An 18,861-nucleotide genomic window follows, 5' to 3' on the forward strand; every position below is an offset into this window, starting at 1 on the left:
CAGCGGCGCCGTCCCGGAAAGCGGGGGCGGCGCCGCGACGGTCGCGCGACCGGGTGTGGGTCTCCCGAGATCGGATAGGCCGCGGCGGCAGAGAATCCCTTCAACACGGGGCTCACGCCCCGCTCCAGAAGTAGCCGCGTCCTGCGCACCGGGAGGACGTCATCGTAGCCGGGTCCGCGCTCGCTCCGCCCGCGTATTTCCGGCACCGCCCGGGAGGCCGGACGGACATGGGCCGGCCGGAGAACGTCCGGAGCCCGGACACCTGTGTCGGCGTCCGGGCTCCGGCATCCGTACAACGCCCCCGAGGGGGCGACCGGCAGGCTTACAGGCCCGCGGCCTTGCGCAGTGCGTCCACGCGGTCGGTGCGCTCCCACGTGAAGTCGGGCAGCTCACGGCCGAAGTGACCGTACGCCGCGGTCTGGGCGTAGATCGGGCGCAGCAGGTCGAGGTCGCGGATGATCGCGGCCGGGCGGAGGTCGAAGACCTCGCCGATGGCGTGCTCGATCTTCTCGGTCTCGATCGCGGCGGTGCCGAAGGTCTCGACGAAGAGGCCGACGGGCTCGGCCTTGCCGATCGCGTAGGCGACCTGGACCTCGCAACGGGCCGCGAGACCCGCCGCCACCACGTTCTTGGCGACCCAGCGCATCGCGTACGCGGCACTGCGGTCCACCTTCGACGGGTCCTTGCCCGAGAAGGCGCCGCCGCCGTGCCGGGCCATGCCGCCGTAGGTGTCGATGATGATCTTGCGTCCGGTCAGACCGGCGTCGCCCATCGGGCCGCCGATCTCGAAACGACCGGTCGGGTTGACCAGCAGGCGGTAGCCCTCGGTGTCGAGCTTGATGCCGTCCTCGATGAGCTGGCCGAGGACGTGCTCGACGACGAACTCGCGGATGTCGGGAGCGAGCAGCGAGTCGAGGTCGATGTCGCTGGCGTGCTGCGAGGAGACGACGACCGTGTCGAGGCGGACGGCCTTGTCGCCGTCGTACTCGATGGTGACCTGGGTCTTGCCGTCGGGGCGCAGGTACGGGATTGTCCCGTTCTTGCGGACCTCGGAGAGGCGGCGCGAGAGCCGGTGCGCGAGGTGGATCGGCAGCGGCATCAGCTCGGGCGTCTCGTCGCAGGCGTACCCGAACATCAGGCCCTGGTCGCCCGCGCCCTGCTTGTCGAGCTCGTCCTCATCGCCCTCGACCCGCTTCTCGTACGCGGTGTCGACACCCTGTGCGATGTCGGGCGACTGTGCTCCGATGGACACCGAGACGCCGCAGGAGGCGCCGTCGAAGCCCTTCTTCGAGGAGTCGTAACCGATCTCCAGGACCTTGTTGCGGACCAGGGTCGGGATGTCGGCGTAGGCCTTGGTCGTGACCTCACCCGCAACATGCACCAGACCGGTGGTGATCAGGGTCTCGACGGCGACACGCGACGTCGGGTCCTCACGCAGGAGTGCATCGAGAATGGTGTCGCTGATCTGGTCAGCGATCTTGTCGGGGTGACCCTCGGTGACGGACTCCGAGGTGAAGAGACGGCGGGACACATCGCTCCCTGGGGTTGCAGCGGCTGCTGGCTGATCATTTGGCGGACGGCCCGGGAGCTGCGCCCGGTACGGTCCTGGACCAGTTTATCGGTCGGCTCCGGCTGTCGGACAACGTGTCTCGCCCTTTGGGAGATCTGTGACATGCGGCACCGGCGTCCCGAGGCCCCCAAAGGCCGTCCCGGACACCGTCCGTGCCCGTATTGCAAGGGTTCGGACCGCTCGGGCGGCGACACGAGAAATTCACCCGAGACGCGCCGACACGAGGTCCCAGACCGTGTCGGCGAGCGCTTCCTTGGGTCCGTACGGCACCGCGGTCTCGCCGCCGTCGGCCGCGAGCACCACCGCTTCGTTCTCCTCGGAGCCGAAGGTCTTGCGCTCCCCCACCTCGTTGACCACCAGCAGGTCGCAGCCCTTGCGGCGGAGCTTCTCCCGGCCGTTGGCCAGGACGTCGTCGGTCTCGGCGGCGAATCCGACGACGATCTGCCCGGGCGTGGCGCGCTCGGCGGACACCTCGGCGAGGATGTCGGGATTGCGTACGAGGACGATGGGAGCGGGCTCCTGGCCGTCCTTCTTCTTGATCTTGCCCGTCACGTACTGCGCGGGCCGGAAGTCGGCGACCGCCGCCGCCATCACCACGACGTCGGCGTCCGCGGCCGCCTTCAGCACGGCCTCGCGCAGCTGCACCGCGGTGCCCACGTGGACGAGGTCGGCGCCGGAGGGGTCGGGCAGTCCGGTGTTGGCCTCGACCAGCGTGACCCGGGCGCCGCGGGCGACGGCGGTGCGGGCGAGGGCGTATCCCTGCTTGCCGGAGGAGCGGTTGCCGAGGTAGCGGACCGGGTCGAGGGGTTCGCGGGTGCCGCCCGCGCTGATCACGACGTGCCGGCCGGCGAGGTCGGGGGCGACCGGGCCGCGGGCCAGGACGCGGCGGCAGACCTCGAAGATCTCCGCCGGGTCGGGCAGCCGTCCCTTGCCGGTGTCGACGCCGGTGAGGCGGCCGACGGCGGGCTCGATGACGACGGCGCCGCGCCGGCGCAGCGTGGCGACGTTCTCCTGGGTGGCGGGGTGCTCCCACATCTCGGTGTGCATGGCGGGCGCGAAGACGACCGGACAGCGGGCGGTGAGCAGGGTGTTGGTCAGCAGGTCGTCGGCCAGGCCGTGGGCCGCCTTGGCGAGCATGTCGGCGGTCGCGGGGGCGACGACGACGAGGTCGGCGTGCTGCCCGATCCGCACGTGCGGGACCTCGTGGACGTCGTTCCAGACCTCGGTGGAGACAGGGTGGCCGGAGAGCGCCGACCAGGTGGCGGCACCCACGAAGTGGAGCGAGGCCTCGGTCGGGACGACCCGGACGTCGTGGCCGGACTCGGTCAGCCGGCGCAGCAGCTCGCACGCCTTGTACGCGGCGATGCCGCCGCTGACCCCCAGAACGACCTTCGGCTTGTCCACTGCGTCTCCCCGCACTCGGATACGTACGCGCTCCGTACGTCCCCATGCTGCCTCACCGCCGGGGGTGCCGGTCCGTCGCCCCGGGGGGACGCCGTGAGACACCACGGGCCCGGCGGTGGTGACCGCCGGGCCCGTGGTGAAGGTGCCGTGCTTCCTGCTTACTGCGCGGGGCCCTCGATGGCCTCGGAGGTGAGCAGGCCCGCGTTGATCTCGCGGAGCGCGATCGAGAGCGGCTTCTCGTGCACGTGCGTGTCGACGAGCGGTCCGACGTACTCGAGGAGTCCCTCACCGAGCTGCGAGTAGTACGCGTTGATCTGGCGCGCGCGCTTGGCGGCGTAGATCACGAGGCTGTACTTCGAGTCGGTTGCTTCGAGGAGCTCATCAATCGGCGGGTTGATGATGCCCTCGGGCGTGGTGATGGAAGAGGACACTCTCTGCCTTCCGAAGGGGGTGAAGATCAAAGAAATCTTTGACAGTCAGGGGCTTTGTGGCCGGTGCCGCCGTGTCGGTGCGGTGCGTTGCGACGTGATCGCGTTCACTCACCGGTGGCACGGTGGCCGGAAGCCTCCAGCATCAAGGCTAGCAGCTCACGTGCGACATCCTCGACGGAGGTGTTGACAAGGGTCGTATCGAACTCGGATTCGGCGGCCAGTTCGACCTTCGCCGCACCGAGACGGCGCTCGATGACCTCCGGCGCCTCGGTCCCGCGGCCGGTGAGCCGGCGCACCAGCTCGTCCCAGCTCGGCGGAGCGAGGAAGACCAGCTGGGCGTCGGCCATGGACTGCCGGACCAGCCGGGCACCCTGGAGGTCGATCTCCAGCAGCACCGGCTCTCCGGCCTCCAGCCGCTCCTGCACGGCGCGCCGGGGCGTGCCGTAGCGGTTGCCGGCGAACTCGGCCCACTCCAGCAGCTCGCCGTTGGCGATCAGCTTGTCGAACTCCTCGTTGTCCACGAAGAAGTAGTGGACGCCGTTGCGTTCGCCGGGGCGGGGCTTTCGGGTCGTCGCCGACACCGAGAGCCACACCTCGGGGTGGACCTTGCGCATATGCGCGACGACCGTGCTCTTGCCGACCCCCGAGGGGCCGGAGAGCACGGTCAGCCGCGGACGTACGTCCGGGGGTACGGGGGACGTCCCCCGGGATGTTGCAGCCATGGAGCGATTATCCCGGTTCTCAGGAGTGCCTGAGACCGTCAGGCGGCGCTGCCGCCGAACTCACGCTCCAAGGATGCGATCTGGTTGGAGCCAAGACCCCGGACCCGACGGCTCTCGGAGATGCCGAGCCGCTCCATGATCTGCTTGGCACGGACCTTGCCCACACCGGGCAGGGACTCCAGCAGGGCGGAGACCTTCATCTTGCCGATGACGTCGTTCTCCTGTCCCGACTTGATGACCTCGTGGAGGGAGGCGCCGGAGTGCTTGAGTCGATTCTTGACCTCGGCCCGCTCCCGGCGAGCCGCGGCGGCCTTTTCGAGCGCGGCTGCGCGCTGTTCAGGGGTAAGGGGCGGAAGAGCCACGCCTACGTCACCTCGGATGTCGATCTGTCGGATACGGACCGGTGAGGCGACTGGATCGCCCCTCACCTGGTGAGCCGCGAACAACCTGTGCTCGTTGGCTCTCGACGGAGACTAGCGGCCAAGGCCGCCGGAGTCAGCGAGAACAGACGAAAAGTCCTGGTCAGCCTCAGCCGACCAGGACATTCCTGGCATAACACCTGAGTTTTTTGCTCAGGATTCCGTCAACACGCTGTTACGTGACAGTGTCAGCCGTCCGAGACGGCCGCGCGGACCTCGTCCACGAACCGTTCGGCCGCTTCGCGCAGCCCTGACGCGTCCGGTCCGTGGCGCAGCACGCCCCGGCTCACGCTGGGCACCACATTGCGTACCGCGTCCCCGAAGACCCCGGGAAGATCCGCCGGCGTCGCGCCCTGGGCGCCGATGCCGGGCGCGAGCAGCGGGCCGTTGATCGCGAGGTTCACACCCGCGTCGCCGAGCGTCGCCCCGACCACCGCGCCGACCGAGCCGAGCGGGGTCGCGCCCTCGTTCTCCGCGGCCATGTGGTCGAGCATCACCTGCGCCAGCGAGCGGCCGTCCGCCGCGGCGGCGCGCTGCACCTCGGCGCCCTCCGGGTTGGAGGTGAGGGCCAGCACGAAGACGCCCGCGCCGGAGATCGCCGCCGCGTCGAGCGCCGGCCGCAGCGATCCGAAGCCGAGGTACGGCGAGACGGTGACCGCGTCCGAGAACAGTGGCGAGTCCTTGTGCAGGTAGGTCTCCGCGTAGGCCCCCATGGTGGAGCCGATGTCGCCGCGCTTGGCGTCCATCACGACCAGCGCGCCGGCCGCACGGGACTCCTCGACGGCCTTCTCCAGGACGGCGATGCCGCGCGAGCCGAAGCGCTCGAAGAACGCGGACTGCGGCTTGAGCACCGCGACCCGGTCGGCCAGTGCCTCGACGACGGTACGGGTGAAGCGCTCCAGGCCCGCGACGTCGTCGTTCAGCCCCCAGGAGGTGAGCAGGGAGGCGTGCGGGTCGATACCGACGCAGAGCCGGCCACGGGTGTCCATGGCCTGGCGCAGACGTGCGCCGAAGGGTTCCGGGGTCATTTCGCTGCCTTCCGGGTTTCCGCGCCGACCGCGTCGGCGAGGGTGGCGTACGGGGAGGCGGCCAGGCGCGCGGCCAGGCCCTTGTGGATCGCGCGGGCGTAGAACGGGCCCTCGTAGATGAAGGCGCTGTAGCCCTGGACGAGCGTGGCGCCGGCGAGGATGCGCTGCCAGGCGTCCTCGGCGTTCTCGATGCCGCCGACGCCGACCAGGGTGATCCGGTCGCCCACGCGCGCGTAGAGGCGGCCCAGGACCTCCAGGGAGCGCTCCTTGAGGGGCGCGCCGGACAGTCCGCCGGTCTCCCCGGTCAGGGCGGCCGGGGACTTCAGGCCCAGGGTCTCGCGGGCGATGGTGGTGTTGGTGGCGATGATGCCGTCCAGGCCCAGTTCCACGGCGAGGTCGGCGACGGCGTCGACGTCCTCGTCCGCGAGGTCGGGGGCGATCTTGACGAGCAGCGGGACGCGTCGGCCGGAGACGGTCCGGTCGGCCGCCTCGCGCACGGCGGTCAGCAGCGGGCGCAGCGACTCGGTGGCCTGGAGGTTGCGCAGTCCGGGCGTGTTGGGCGAGGAGACGTTGACGACGAGGTAGTCCGCGTGTGCGGCGAGCCGCTCGGTGGACTTCACGTAGTCGGCGGCCGCGTCGGCCTCGGCGACGGCCTTCGTCTTGCCGATGTTGACGCCGACGGTGGTCCGGAAGACCGGGTTGCGGGCCCCCAGCCGCTCGGCGACGGCGGCCGAGCCCTCGTTGTTGAAGCCCATGCGGTTGATGAGCGCGCGGTCCGCCACCAGGCGGAACAGGCGCTTCTTCGGGTTGCCCGGCTGGGGCTCGCCGGTCACGGTGCCGATCTCGACGTGGTCGAAGCCGAGCATCGCCATGCCGTCGATCGCGACGGCGTTCTTGTCGAAGCCGGCGGCGAGGCCGAAGGGGCCGTGCATCCGCAGGCCGAGGGCCTCGGTGCGCAGCTCCTGGTAGCGGGGGGCGAGCGCGGCGGCGACGAAGGTGCGCAGGACGGGGATGCGGGCGGCCAGGCGGATCCAGCGGAAGGCGGCGTAGTGGGCGCGCTCCGGGTCCATGCGCTTGAAGACCAGCTGGAAGAAGAGTTTGTACATCACGGTGTCCTCATGAAGAGGGGGACACCGTTTCCGGTGTCCCCCTGCTGGCTTCTCTAGTCGCGGGCCGCGGTCAGATGCTCCGCGTGTTCCTGGAGCGACCTGACGCCCACGTCCCCGTGGTTGAGTGCGTCGATGCCCTGGACCGCCGCGGCGAGCGCCTGGACGGTGGTGAGGCACGGCACGGACCGGGCGACGGCCGCGGTGCGGATCTCGTAGCCGTCGAGCCGGCCGCCGGTCCCGTACGGCGTGTTGACGATGAGGTCGACCTCGCCGTCGTGGATCAGCTGGACGATCGTCTTCTCGCCGTTCGGGCCCTCGCCCTCGGACTGCTTGCGCACGATGGTGGCGTTGATGCCGTTGCGCTTGAGCACCTCGGCGGTGCCGGAGGTGGCCATCAGCTCGAAGCCGTGGGCGACCAGCTCGCGGGCCGGGAAGATCATCGAGCGCTTGTCGCGGTTGGCGACGGAGATGAAGGCGCGGCCCTTGGTGGGCAGCGGGCCGTAGGCGCCGGCCTGCGACTTGGCGTACGCCGTGCCGAAGACCGAGTCGATGCCCATGACCTCGCCGGTGGAGCGCATCTCCGGGCCCAGCACCGTGTCGACGCCGCGGCCGTGGATGTCGCGGAAGCGCGACCACGGCATGACGGCCTCCTTGACGGAGATCGGGGCGTCCAGCGGCAGGGTGCCGCCGTCGCCGTGCCTGGGCAGCAGGCCCTCCTCGCGCAGCTCCGCGACGGTCGCGCCCAGCGAGATGCGGGCGGCGGCCTTCGCGAGCGGCACCGCGGTCGCCTTCGAGGTGAAGGGGACGGTGCGCGAGGCGCGCGGGTTGGCTTCGAGGACGTAGAGGATGTCCCCGGAGAGCGCGAACTGGATGTTGATCAGTCCGCGGACGCCGACGCCCTTGGCGATGCCCTCGGTGGAGGCGCGCAGCCGCTTGATGTCGTAGCCGCCGAGTGTGATCGGGGGCAGGGCGCAGGCGGAGTCGCCGGAGTGGATACCGGCCTCCTCGATGTGCTCCATGACGCCGCCGAGGTAGAGCTCGGTGCCGTCGTAGAGCGCGTCGACGTCGATCTCGATCGCGTCGTCGAGGAAGCGGTCGACCAGGACCGGCCGGGTGGGGCTGATCTCGGTGGACTCGGAGATGTACGAGGAGAGCCGGGTCTCGTCGTACACGATCTCCATGCCGCGGCCGCCGAGCACGTACGACGGGCGTACGAGGACGGGGTAGCCGATCTCGTCGGCGATGGCCTTGGCCTCGGCGAAGGTGGTCGCGGTGCCGTGCTTCGGGGCGGGCAGGCCGGCCTCGGCGAGCACGCGGCCGAAGGCGCCGCGGTCCTCTGCGGCGTGGATCGCCTCCGGGGAGGTGCCGACGACGGGCACGCCGTTGTCCTTGAGCGCCTGCGCCAGGCCGAGCGGGGTCTGGCCGCCGAGCTGGACGATGACACCCGCGATCGGGCCCGCGAGGGACTCGGCGTGCACGATCTCCAGCACGTCCTCCAGCGTCAGCGGCTCGAAGTACAGGCGGTCGGAGGTGTCGTAGTCGGTGGAGACCGTCTCCGGGTTGCAGTTGACCATCACGGTCTCGAAGCCGGCGTCGCTCAGGGCGAAGGAGGCGTGGACGCAGGAGTAGTCGAACTCGATGCCCTGGCCGATGCGGTTGGGGCCGGAGCCGAGGATGATCACCGCGGGCTTGGTGCGGGACGCGACCTCGCTCTCCTCGTCGTAGGAGGAGTAGAAGTACGGCGTCTTCGCGGCGAACTCGGCGGCGCAGGTGTCGACCGTCTTGTAGACCGGGCGGATACCGAGCGCGTGCCGGACCTCGCGGACGACGTCCTCGCGCAGGCCGCGGATCTCGGCGATCTGCGCGTCCGAGAAGCCGTGCCGCTTGGCGTCGGCCAGCAGTTCGGGGACGAGCTTGTCGGCGGCGGCCAGCTCGTCGGCGATCTCCTTGATCAGGAAGAGCTGGTCGACGAACCAGGGGTCGATCTTCGTGAACTCGAAGACCTCCTCCTGGGTGGCGCCGGCCCGGATCGCCTGCATGACGGTGTTGATCCGGCCGTCGGTCGGGCGGACCGCATCGGCCAGCAGCTCCGCCTTGTCGCCGGGCTCGCCGGTGAAGGCGAACTGCGAGCCCTTCTTCTCCAGGGAGCGCAGCGCCTTCTGGAGCGCCTCGGTGAAGTTCCGGCCGATCGCCATGGCCTCGCCCACCGACTTCATGGTGGTGGTGAGGGTGGAGTCGGCGGAGGGGAACTTCTCGAAGGCGAAGCGAGGGGCCTTGACCACGACGTAGTCGAGCGTCGGCTCGAAGGAGGCCGGCGTCTTCTCGGTGATGTCGTTGGGGATCTCGTCGAGCGTGTAGCCGACGGCCAGCTTGGCGGCGATCTTGGCGATCGGGAAGCCGGTGGCCTTCGACGCCAGCGCCGAGGAGCGGGAGACGCGCGGGTTCATCTCGATCACGATGACGCGGCCGTCGGCCGGGTCGATGGCGAACTGGATGTTGCAGCCGCCGGTGTCGACGCCGACCTCGCGGATGATCGCGATGCCGATGTCGCGCAGCCGCTGGTACTCGCGGTCGGTGAGCGTCATCGCCGGGGCGACGGTGATCGAGTCACCCGTGTGGACGCCCATCGGGTCGAAGTTCTCGATGGAGCAGACGACCACGACGTTGTCGTTCTTGTCGCGCATCAGCTCCAGCTCGTACTCCTTCCAGCCGAGGATGGACTCCTCCAGGAGCACCTCGGTGGTCGGGGAGAGCATGAGGCCCTGTCCGGCGATGCGGCGCAGCTCGTCCTCGTCGTGGGCGAAGCCGGAGCCGGCGCCGCCCATGGTGAAGGAGGGGCGGACGACGACGGGGTAGCCGCCGAGGGTGTCGACGCCCTCGATGATGTCGTCCATCGTGTGGCAGATGACGGAGCGGGCGGACTCGCCGTATCCGATCTTCGCCTTGACGGCCTCGACGACGCCCTTGAAGAGGTCGCGGTCCTCGCCCTTGTTGATGGCCTCGACGTTGGCGCCGATGAGCTCGACGCCGTACTTCTCCAGGACACCGTTCTCGTGCATGGAGATCGCGGTGTTGAGCGCGGTCTGGCCGCCCAGGGTGGGGAGCAGCGCGTCGGGGCGCTCCTTGGCGATGATCTTCTCGACGAACTCGGGGGTGATCGGCTCGACGTAGGTGGCGTCGGCGATCTCCGGGTCGGTCATGATCGTCGCCGGGTTGGAGTTCACCAGGATGACGCGCAGGCCCTCGGCCTTGAGGACGCGGCAGGCCTGGGTGCCGGAGTAGTCGAACTCGGCGGCCTGGCCGATGACGATCGGACCGGAGCCGATGACCAGGACGGACTGGATATCGGAGCGCTTAGGCACGCTGGCCCTCCATCAGGGTGACGAAACGGTCGAAGAGGTACGCGGCGTCGTGCGGGCCGGCGGCTGCTTCGGGGTGGTACTGGACGCTGAAGGCCGGCCGGTCGAGGAGCTGGAGGCCCTCGACGACCTGGTCGTTCAGGCAGACGTGGGAGACCTCGGCACGCCCGTAGGCGGTGTCGGAGACCTTGTCGAGCGGGGCGTCGACGGCGAAGCCGTGGTTGTGCGCGGTGACCTCGACCTTGCCGGTCGAGCGGTCCTGCACGGGCTGGTTGATGCCGCGGTGGCCGTACTTCAGCTTGTACGTGCCGAAGCCGAGCGCGCGGCCCAGGATCTGGTTGCCGAAGCAGATGCCGAAGAGCGGGGTCTTCCGCTCCAGGACGCCCTGCATGACGGAGACGGGGTGGTCGGCGGTGGACGGGTCGCCGGGTCCGTTGGAGAAGAAGACGCCGTCGGGCCGCACCGCGTACACCTCCTCCAGGGTGGCGGTGGCGGGCAGCACGTGCACCTCGATGCCGCGCTCGGCCATCCGGTGCGGGGTCATGCCCTTGATGCCGAGGTCGATCGCGGCGACGGTGAACTTCTTGGTGCCGATCGCGGGGACGACGTACGTCTCCTTGGTGGCGACCTCCGCGGAGAGGTCGGCGCCGCTCATCTCGGGCGCCCGGCGCACCTTGGCGAGCAGCGTCTCGTCGTCGGCGAGGGTGTCGCCGGAGAAGATGCCGACGCGCATGGCGCCGCGCTCGCGCAGGTGGCGGGTGAGGGCGCGGGTGTCGATGCCGCTGATGCCGACGACGCCCTGGCCGGCGAGCTCCTCGTCGAGCGAGCGCTGCGAGCGCCAGTTGGAGGGCACGCGGGCGGGGTCGCGGACGACGTAGCCGGCGACCCAGATCTGCCGGGACTCGGGGTCCTCGTCGTTCACACCGGTGTTGCCGACGTGCGGGGCGGTCATCACGACGACCTGGCGGTGGTACGAGGGGTCGGTCAGCGTCTCCTGGTAGCCGGTCATGCCGGTGGAGAACACCGCCTCGCCGAAGGTCTCCCCCACAGCCCCGTAGGCGCGGCCGCGGAAGGCGCGGCCGTCCTCCAGGACGAGTACGGCGGGAGCTTTGGCGGCTCCCCGGGTGGAGATCGTCATCGTGCGGTGCCTTCCGTAGTGCTGGTGAGGTGGTTGACGGCTTCGACCCAGGCGGGGTGCTCGGCCGAGTGGTCGGAGCGGAATCCGGAGTCGATCAGCTGGTCGCCGAGCGCCCAGGTGATGACCAGGAGTCCGCCCTCGGGCAGGACCTTGCCTGCGAGTGCCTTGTCGGTCCTGGCCTCGCGCAGGTCGGCGGCGGGGACGAAGAAGTCCGCCGCGCCGGGCCGTACGACGTCGAGGCCCTGTTCGGAGAGGGTGAGCTCGACGCGGCTGCGGGTGCCGAGGCCGTGGGCGACGATGCGGTCGAGCCACTGCCCGGCCGTCGTCGAGGCGTGGTAGCGCCCGGTCAGGGTGAGGAGCTTCTCGCCGTCGGCGAAGCCTTCGGGGGTGGTCGCGAGGTCGGAGAGACCGGACTGGAGGCTCCCGCGCCACTTCCATCCCTGGCGCATCAGCCAGTAGACGAACGCGATGAGGACGACCAGTCCGATCACCCAGCTGATGCGGGCGGACCAGTCGGTCACTTCCGCCGACTTCTGCTCGGCGGCCAGGTGGAGCAGCTGGTGGGTGGGGCTGAGTGTTGTCACGCGAGCTTCCCGTCGACGACCGTGGCACGGCCCCGCAGGAAGGTGTGGGTCACTCGGCCCGGCAGCTCGCGCCCCTCGTAGGGGGTGTTGCGGCTGCGGGAGGCGAATCCCGCGGGGTCCACGACTCCACGGTATGCCGGATCGACCAGGGTGAGGTTGGCGGGCTCGCCCTCCGAGACGGGCCGGCCGTGTCCTTCGAGGCGTCCGATGGCTGCGGGGCGCGAGGACATGCGGTCGGCGACACCGGCCCAGTCGAGGAGTCCGGTCTCCACCATCGTCTGCTGGACGACGGAAAGTGCGGTCTCCAGGCCCACCATGCCCATGGCGGCCGCGGCCCACTCGCAGTCCTTGTCCTCGTGCGGGTGCGGGGCGTGGTCGGTGGCGACGCAGTCGATGGTGCCGTCGGCGAGGGCCTCGCGCAGGGCCAGCACGTCGGCCTCGGTGCGCAGGGGCGGGTTCACCTTGTAGACCGGGTTGTAGGACCGGACGAGCTCGTCGGTGAGGAGCAGGTGGTGCGGGGTGACCTCGGCGGTGACGTTCCAGCCCTTGGACTTGGCCCAGCGGACGATCTCGACGGAGCCTGCGGTCGACAGGTGGCAGATGTGCACCCGGGAGCCGACGTGGGCGGCGAGCAGGACGTCGCGGGCGATGATCGACTCCTCGGCGACGGCGGGCCAGCCGCCGAGTCCGAGCTCGGCCGAGACGATGCCCTCGTTCATCTGGGCGCCCTCGGTGAGGCGGGGCTCCTGGGCGTGCTGGGCGACGACCCCGTCGAACGCCTTCACGTACTCCAGGGCGCGGCGCATGATCACCGCGTCGTCGACGCACTTGCCGTCGTCGGAGAAGACCTTCACTCCGGCGGCCGAGTCGTGCATGGCGCCGAGCTCGGCGAGCTGCTTGCCCTCCAGGCCGACGGTGACGGCGCCGATGGGCTGCACGTCGCAGTAGCCGGACTCCTTGCCGAGCCGCCAGACCTGCTCGACGACGCCGGCAGTGTCGGCCACGGGGAAGGTGTTGGCCATGGCGTGGACGGCGGTGAAGCCGCCGACCGCGGCGGCCTTGGTGCCGGTCAGGACGGTCTCGGAGTCCTCGCGGCCGGGCTCGCGCAGATGGGTGTGGAGGTCGACCAGGCCGGGCAGCAGGACCTGGCCCGCCGCCTCGATGACGGTGGCGTCGCCCGCGTCGAGTCCGGTGCCGACTGCGGCGACGGTCTCGCCGTCGATGAGGACGTCCTGGGGCTCGCCGCCGAGGATCTTCGCGCCGCGGATAAGGATCTTGCTCATGGTTACTTGTTCTCCTCGGTACGGGCGGCGGGCGACGGGTGGGAAGCTGCGGCGGGCTCCGAGCCGCCGAGCAGCAGGTAGAGCACGGCCATGCGGATCGAGACGCCGTTGGCGACCTGCTCGACGACCGTGCAGCGGTCGGAGTCGGCCACCTCGGCGGTGATCTCCATGCCGCGGACCATCGGGCCGGGGTGCATGACGATGGCGTGCTCGGGCATCTTCGCCATCCGCTCGCCGTCCAGGCCGTAGCGGCGGGAGTACTCGCGCTCGGTGGGGAAGTAGGCGGCGTTCATCCGCTCACGCTGCACACGGAGCATCATCACAGCGTCCGACTTCGGCAGCACGTCGTCGAGGCTGTAGCTGATGTCGCAGGGCCACTGCTCGACGCCGACGGGGACCAGCGTGGGCGGGGCCACCAGGGTGACGTGGGCGCCGAGGGTGGTGAGCAGGTGGACGTTGGAGCGGGCGACCCGGCTGTGCAGGATGTCGCCGACGATCGTGATCCGGCGGCCGTCGAGGTCCTTGCCGAGTCCGGTGTCGTGCCCGACCAGCCTGCGGCGCATGGTGAAGGCGTCCAGCAGGGCCTGGGTGGGGTGCTCGTGGGTGCCGTCGCCCGCGTTGACGACCGCGCCGTCGATCCAGCCGGAGGTGGCCAGCCGGTACGGGGCGCCGGAGGCGCCGTGCCGGATGACGACGGCGTCGGCGCCCATCGCCTCCAGGGTCAGCGCGGTGTCCTTGAGCGACTCGCCCTTGGATACGGAGGAGCCCTTGGCGGAGAAGTTGATGACGTCGGCGGACAGCCGCTTGGCGGCCGCCTCGAAGGAGATGCGGGTACGCGTCGAGTCCTCGAAGAAGAGGTTGACGACGGTACGGCCGCGCAGGGTCGGGAGCTTCTTGATCGGCCGGTCCGCGACCCTGGCCATCTCCTCGGCGGTGTCGAGGATCAGGACGGCGTCGTCGCGGGTGAGGTCGGCGGCCGAGATGAGGTGGCGCTTCATCTGGGTGTTCTCCGGGTGGCTGGAGGGTTCAGGCGTGCGGGCGTGCGGAAGCCGCCGTACGGCAGGCGGGCCGTACGGAAGGGGCAGCTACTGCTCGACCGCCGGGGCGGCCTGCTCGACCCCGAGCAGCACGGCGTCGCGGCCGTCCTCCTCGGCGAGCTGGACCTTGACCGTCTCCCGCAGCGACGTGGGGAGGTTCTTGCCGACGTAGTCGGCGCGGATCGGGAGTTCGCGGTGTCCGCGGTCGACGAGGACCGCGAGCTGCACCGCGCGGGGCCGGCCGATGTCGCCGAGCGCGTCGAGAGCGGCGCGGATCGTGCGGCCGGAGAAGAGGACGTCGTCGACCAGGACGACCAGGCGGCCCTCGATGCCCTCGCCGGGGATCTCGGTGCGGGCCAGGGCGCGCGCGGGGCGCATCCGGAGGTCGTCGCGGTACATGGTGATGTCGAGCGAGCCGACCGGCATCTTCCGGCCGGTGATCTCTTCGAGCTTGTCGGCGAGCCTGCGGGCGAGGAAGACGCCCCGGGTCGGGATGCCGAGGAGCACCACGTCGTCGGCGCCCTTGGCGCGTTCGACGATCTCGTGGGCGATACGGGTCAGTACTCGGGCGATGTCGGGGGCCTCGAGAACGGGGCGTGCCGCATTGCCGGTGGCGTCGTGCTGTGCGTCCATAAGAAACGGACCTCCTTCTCCGCCTCACTGGACGGATCTTAAAGGACGTCGAAATTGCGTCATCCACGTTACCAGGGCCTGAGCAGGGGCCTTGCCCCACCCCCGGGAGGTGCCGGTACGGACCATTCAGCTTGACGCACCCAAGTAACGCTGCGTAACCTCACAGTGAGTTACCAGCCACGCGGCGGAGCCGCACAATGTTCCAGCGTCCGGGGAGCCTTATGTCCAGCGAATACGCAAAACAGCTCGGGGCCAAGCTCCGCGCCATCCGCACCCAGCAGGGCCTCTCCCTCCACGGCGTGGAGGAGAAGTCGCAGGGCCGCTGGAAGGCCGTCGTGGTCGGCTCGTACGAGCGCGGCGACCGCGCCGTCACCGTCCAGCGCCTTGCCGAGCTGGCTGACTTCTACGGCGTTCCGGTGCAGGAGCTCCTGCCCGGCACGACGCCCGGCGGGGCCGCCGAGCCGCCGCCGAAGCTCGTTCTCCAGCTCGAGCGCCTCGCCCACGTCCCGCCGGAGAAGGCCGGACCCCTGCAGCGCTACGCGGCGACGATCCAGAGCCAGCGCGGCGACTACAACGGCAAGGTGCTCTCGATCCGCCAGGACGACCTGCGCACCCTGGCCGTGATCTACGACCAGTCGCCGTCCGTACTCACGGAGCAGCTGATCAGCTGGGGCGTCCTGGACGCGGACGCGCGCCGCGCGGTCGCTCACGACGAGGGCTGACCACCCCTGCAGAAACGTACCGCCGGGTCGGCGGGGCCCTCTCCGGGCGCCCCGCCGGACCCGGCGTTTCCGTTTTCCGGACCGTCCCCCGGAAGGCCGGCATGCCGAAGGGCCCATGGTCTCGCGACCATGGGCCCTTCGTCGGCAGAACACCGCCGGGGGCTACTGCTCCCGGCGCAGGTTCGGCTTGAGCTCCTTGAAACGGGCCAGCAGGCCGTTCACGAAGGACGGGGAGTCATCGGTGGAGAACTCCTTGGCGATCTGCACCGCCTCGTCGATCACCACCGCGTCGGGTGTCGCGTCCACCCAGATCAGCTCGTACGCACCGAGCCGCAGGATGTTCCGGTCGACGACCGGCATGCGGTCGATCTCCCAGTCCACGGCGTAGGTGACGATGAGGTCGTCGATGCGGTCCGCGTACTGCGCGTACCCCTCGACGAGTTCCATCGTGTACTCGGTGACCGGCGGCTGACGGGTGTCGGACCGCGAGTGCCGGACCCAGTCCGCGAGGACCGTCTGCACGGACTCACCGCGCTGGTCGGCCTCGAAGAGGATCTGGAAGGCACGCTTGCGGGCCGTGTTCCGGGCAGCCACGGTTAGCTGTTCACCCGGCCGAGGTAATCGCCCGAGCGGGTGTCGACCTTGATCTTCTCACCGGTGGTGATGAAGAGCGGGACACCGATCTCGTAGCCGGTCTCCAGCGTGGCCGGCTTGGTGCCACCGGTGGACCGGTCGCCCTGGACGCCCGGGTCCGTGTGCTGGATGGTCAGCTCGACGGCGGCCGGCAGCTCGACGTAGAGCACCTCGCCCTCGTGCTGGGCGACGGAGGCGGTGAAGCCCTCGATCAGGAAGTTGGCGGCGTCGCCGACGGACTTGCGGTCGACCATCAGCTGGTCGTACGTGTCCATGTCCATGAAGACGAAGTACTCGCCGTCCATGTACGAGAACTGCATGTCGCGCCGGTCAATGGTGGCCGTCTCGACCTTCACGCCGGCGTTGAACGTCTTGTCGACGACCTTGCCGGAGAGCACGTTCTTGAGCTTGGTGCGCACGAAGGCAGGGCCCTTGCCGGGCTTGACGTGCTGGAACTCGACGACGGACCAGAGCTGGCCTCCGTCGAGCTTGAGCACCAGGCCGTTCTTGAGGTCGTTCGTGGAAGCCACGGTTGCGGAATCTCCTGGACTGAAGCTGGTGGAACGACCGAGGATGCGCGCTAGAGCGCGAGCAGCTCCTTGGTCGTAATGGTGAGTAGCTCGGGTCCGCCGTCCGCCTCGGGGCGCACGACGAGCGTGTCATCGATCCGGACCCCGCCCCGGCCAGGGAGGTGAACCCCCGGTTCGACGGTGACCGGCACACAAGCGTCCAGTTTACCCATGGCAGCGGGTGCCAGCTGCGGGTCCTCGTCGATTTCGAGCCCCACCCCGTGCCCGGTCCAGGGTGCGAGGCCCTCACCGTGGCCCGCGGAGTCCAGGACATGACGGGCCGCACGGTCCACGTCACGGTAGGCGGCGCCGGGCACCAGCGCCTCGCGTCCGGCCCGCTGAGCGGCGAAAACCAGGTCGTAGAGCTCGATCTGCCAGTCCGCCGGAGCCGTGCCGATGACGAAGGTGCGGCCGATCTCGCACCGGTAGCCGCGGTAGTTCGCACCGAGGCAGACGGAGAGGAAATCTCCTTCCTCGACCCGTCGGTCCGAGGGCCTGTGACGGCCCCGGCCGGAGTTGGGACCGGTGGCGACGGACGTCACGAAGGCAGGACCGTCGGCGCCGTGGTCCACCAGCCGGCGCTCCAGCTCCAGCGCGAGATGCCGCTCGGTGCGGCCCACGAGGATCGATTCGAGGAGCTCGCCCAGCGCCTGGTCGGTGATCTCGGCGGCGATCCGCAGGCAGCCGATCTCCTCCTCGTCCTTGACGATGCGCAGCTGCTCGACGGTGGCTCCGAGGTCGGCCAGCCGGAGCTTCGGGGCGACCGAGGCCATGGCCCGGTGCCGGGCGACCGTCAGATCGTGTTCCTCGACGGCCAGGGACTCCGCTCCCCCGGCGGTGGCCAGCCCAGCGGCGGCGACCACGGGATCGCCCCCGGTCACCGGCAGCAGATCCACCCGCAGGTGGTCGTCGGTACGCCCGTCGCCCGGATCACCGGTCGGGGGGCGCGGGCAGAGCAGAACGTCCTCGTCGGGGCCGAGCAGCAGCACGGCACCCGGGGGCGCTCCGCCCGCCAGGTAGCGGACATTGGCGGGGCGGGAGACCAGGGCGGCCGCGGATCCGACTGCGGCGCACCGGTCGCGGAGCAGCCCGCGGCGGACGGCGTACACCTCTGACATACATCGAGCGTACGAGCGCGGGAGCCTGCCCGCCCGGCCAGCGCACCCGACCGTGGAACGGCTCTCTCAGCCGTCGGACGCCCGTGCCGGGCGCCGGCTCACCAGGCCGGGGGGCTCGCTATGGAGCGGGCGAGTATGTCGTCCAGGACGCGCGCGGTGGTCTCCACGTCGTACGTGGAGTTGTCGATGATCGGCAGTCCGGAGCCGTACCAGCCGGCCATCCGGCCGTGGATCCGGGCGACCTCCTCGTCGGAGAGGCGGCGGTTGCCGCTGCGGGCGGCGTTGCGCTCCAGGACGATCTCCAGGCCCGGGAGCAGGACGACGGGCAGCAGTCCGGGGCCGACATGGCGCTTCCAGCCGCCCAGACCGACCACGGGCCGGTCCGGGAAGACGGCGTCGTCGAGGATGCAGGAGATGCCGTTGGCCAGGAAATTGCGGGCGGCGAAGCCGCAGGTGCGGCGGGCCAGGCGGTACTGGGCCTCGGACTGGTCGTTCCACCCCGCCTGCGGGTCGGCGAAGCCGGTGCAGACCCACTCGCGGACGTCGTCGAGGCTGACGTGGGCGGTGGGGACGCGGCGCCTGCTGGCCCAGAGCTTGGCCACGGTGGTCTTCCCGGCGCCTGCCGGGCCGATCAGGAGCACGGCGAGGGTCGCGGTGCCGGTGCCGGGCTCGGCGGGCGGTGCGGGCAGCCCCACGGGCCCGCCCGGCGGCAGCTGGATGTGCCCGGTGGTCTCCCGGGAGACGGGGGCCGGGGCGTGGTGCGGTGCGGGCCCGCTCCAGCCCTGGCCCTGGCTCTGGCCCTGGTGGGCGGGCGGGGTGGCCGGCGGTGGAACGGGCGGGCCGGCCGGCGGAGGGCCGGGATGACCGGCCGGGGGCTGGGCGGGCGGACCGGCCGGCGGTACCGGCGGGCCCTGGTGGCCGGGGTGCTGGGCCTGGTGCGACCAGCCGACAGGTCCGTTTCCGTGTCCCTGGGGCGGCGGCAGCGGTGCCCCCACTGCGTGCGGCATCCGGTGGCACTCCGTCTCGTACAGGCAACTGGCGCTGGTGGAACGGCAACCGTACCGCCCCCGGCCGCCACAGAGGGAACGGCCGGGGCTGGTCC

At 70.6% G+C, this 18,861-nt stretch carries 18 protein-coding genes; 1 reads left to right on the top strand and 17 read right to left on the bottom strand.

Annotated features, from left to right (window positions below):
* Positions 1 to 322: 322 nt before the first annotated feature.
* The 13 genes from metK to pyrR all read right to left on the bottom strand — a co-directional run bounded on the left by metK (position 323) and on the right by pyrR (position 14,717).
* The gene (metK, locus tag OG408_RS07135) at positions 323 to 1,531 is read right to left on the bottom strand and encodes a methionine adenosyltransferase (RefSeq protein ID WP_266776511.1); all 1,209 of its coding nucleotides are present in this window, start codon (positions 1,529 to 1,531) and stop codon (positions 323 to 325) included.
* Positions 1,532 to 1,771: 240 nt separating this feature from the next.
* Complete coding sequence (coaBC, locus tag OG408_RS07140; RefSeq protein WP_266776513.1) at positions 1,772 to 2,974, bottom strand: bifunctional phosphopantothenoylcysteine decarboxylase/phosphopantothenate--cysteine ligase CoaBC; 1,203 nt, start codon at positions 2,972 to 2,974, stop codon at positions 1,772 to 1,774.
* A gap of 158 nt (positions 2,975 to 3,132) precedes the next feature.
* The gene (rpoZ, locus tag OG408_RS07145) at positions 3,133 to 3,405 is read right to left on the bottom strand and encodes a DNA-directed RNA polymerase subunit omega (RefSeq protein WP_003970369.1); all 273 of its coding nucleotides are present in this window, start codon (positions 3,403 to 3,405) and stop codon (positions 3,133 to 3,135) included.
* A 104-nt stretch (positions 3,406 to 3,509) separates the two neighbouring features.
* Positions 3,510 to 4,127 carry a guanylate kinase gene (gmk, locus tag OG408_RS07150; RefSeq protein WP_266776515.1) on the bottom strand — a complete coding sequence of 206 codons (618 nt, stop codon included), beginning with the start codon at positions 4,125 to 4,127 and terminating at the stop codon, positions 3,510 to 3,512.
* A gap of 38 nt (positions 4,128 to 4,165) precedes the next feature.
* Positions 4,166 to 4,489, bottom strand: coding sequence for an integration host factor (locus OG408_RS07155; RefSeq protein WP_018524251.1), 324 nt, complete (start codon positions 4,487 to 4,489; stop codon positions 4,166 to 4,168).
* Positions 4,490 to 4,734: 245 nt separating this feature from the next.
* Positions 4,735 to 5,574: an orotidine-5'-phosphate decarboxylase gene (pyrF, locus tag OG408_RS07160; protein ID WP_266776518.1), complete on the bottom strand. Its 840-nt coding sequence runs from the start codon at positions 5,572 to 5,574 to the stop codon at positions 4,735 to 4,737.
* The gene (locus tag OG408_RS07165; protein ID WP_326668941.1) at positions 5,571 to 6,680 is read right to left on the bottom strand and encodes a quinone-dependent dihydroorotate dehydrogenase; all 1,110 of its coding nucleotides are present in this window, start codon (positions 6,678 to 6,680) and stop codon (positions 5,571 to 5,573) included. Before OG408_RS07165 ends, pyrF begins: the two co-directional genes overlap by 4 nt.
* Positions 6,681 to 6,736: 56 nt before the next feature.
* On the bottom strand, positions 6,737 to 10,045 hold the full coding sequence (gene carB, locus OG408_RS07170) for a carbamoyl-phosphate synthase large subunit (protein ID WP_326668943.1): 3,309 nt from the start codon (positions 10,043 to 10,045) through the stop codon (positions 6,737 to 6,739).
* The gene (gene carA, locus OG408_RS07175) at positions 10,038 to 11,180 is read right to left on the bottom strand and encodes a glutamine-hydrolyzing carbamoyl-phosphate synthase small subunit (protein WP_266776524.1); all 1,143 of its coding nucleotides are present in this window, start codon (positions 11,178 to 11,180) and stop codon (positions 10,038 to 10,040) included. Before carA ends, carB begins: the two co-directional genes overlap by 8 nt.
* Positions 11,177 to 11,764, bottom strand: a complete 588-nt coding sequence (locus tag OG408_RS07180) for a PH-like domain-containing protein (RefSeq protein WP_326668946.1) — start codon at positions 11,762 to 11,764, stop codon at positions 11,177 to 11,179. Before OG408_RS07180 ends, carA begins: the two co-directional genes overlap by 4 nt.
* Positions 11,761 to 13,047, bottom strand: a complete 1,287-nt coding sequence (locus tag OG408_RS07185; protein WP_266776528.1) for a dihydroorotase — start codon at positions 13,045 to 13,047, stop codon at positions 11,761 to 11,763. Before OG408_RS07185 ends, OG408_RS07180 begins: the two co-directional genes overlap by 4 nt.
* A 2-nt stretch (positions 13,048 to 13,049) precedes the next feature.
* Entirely contained in the window at positions 13,050 to 14,045 is a 996-nt protein-coding gene (locus tag OG408_RS07190) for an aspartate carbamoyltransferase catalytic subunit (protein WP_266776529.1), read from the bottom strand.
* Between the two features lie 87 nt (positions 14,046 to 14,132).
* On the bottom strand, positions 14,133 to 14,717 hold the full coding sequence (gene pyrR / locus OG408_RS07195) for a bifunctional pyr operon transcriptional regulator/uracil phosphoribosyltransferase PyrR (protein WP_266776531.1): 585 nt from the start codon (positions 14,715 to 14,717) through the stop codon (positions 14,133 to 14,135).
* 221 nt (positions 14,718 to 14,938) lie between these two features.
* Between pyrR and bldD the strand changes: the two genes are divergently transcribed.
* Complete coding sequence (bldD, locus tag OG408_RS07200) at positions 14,939 to 15,439, top strand: transcriptional regulator BldD (protein WP_018103903.1); 501 nt, start codon at positions 14,939 to 14,941, stop codon at positions 15,437 to 15,439.
* Positions 15,440 to 15,601: 162 nt separating this feature from the next.
* On the opposite strand, the gene nusB is transcribed toward bldD, so the two are convergent.
* From nusB to OG408_RS07220, 4 genes are all read right to left on the bottom strand, one after another.
* A complete protein-coding gene (nusB, locus tag OG408_RS07205; RefSeq protein ID WP_266776532.1) occupies positions 15,602 to 16,033 on the bottom strand; it encodes a transcription antitermination factor NusB in 432 nt (143 codons plus the stop codon).
* 2 nt (positions 16,034 to 16,035) lie between these two features.
* A complete protein-coding gene (gene efp, locus OG408_RS07210) occupies positions 16,036 to 16,602 on the bottom strand; it encodes an elongation factor P (RefSeq protein WP_014157376.1) in 567 nt (188 codons plus the stop codon).
* 50 nt (positions 16,603 to 16,652) lie between these two features.
* Positions 16,653 to 17,759, bottom strand: coding sequence for an aminopeptidase P family protein (locus OG408_RS07215; RefSeq protein WP_266776534.1), 1,107 nt, complete (start codon positions 17,757 to 17,759; stop codon positions 16,653 to 16,655).
* Positions 17,760 to 17,857: 98 nt separating this feature from the next.
* Entirely contained in the window at positions 17,858 to 18,766 is a 909-nt protein-coding gene (locus OG408_RS07220; RefSeq protein ID WP_326668951.1) for a Pro-rich N-terminal domain-containing protein, read from the bottom strand.
* Positions 18,767 to 18,861 lie beyond the last annotated feature (95 nt).

It is taken from the genome of Streptomyces sp. NBC_01257, from assembly GCF_035917255.1.
Classification (GTDB): Bacteria; Actinomycetota; Actinomycetes; order Streptomycetales; family Streptomycetaceae; genus Streptomyces.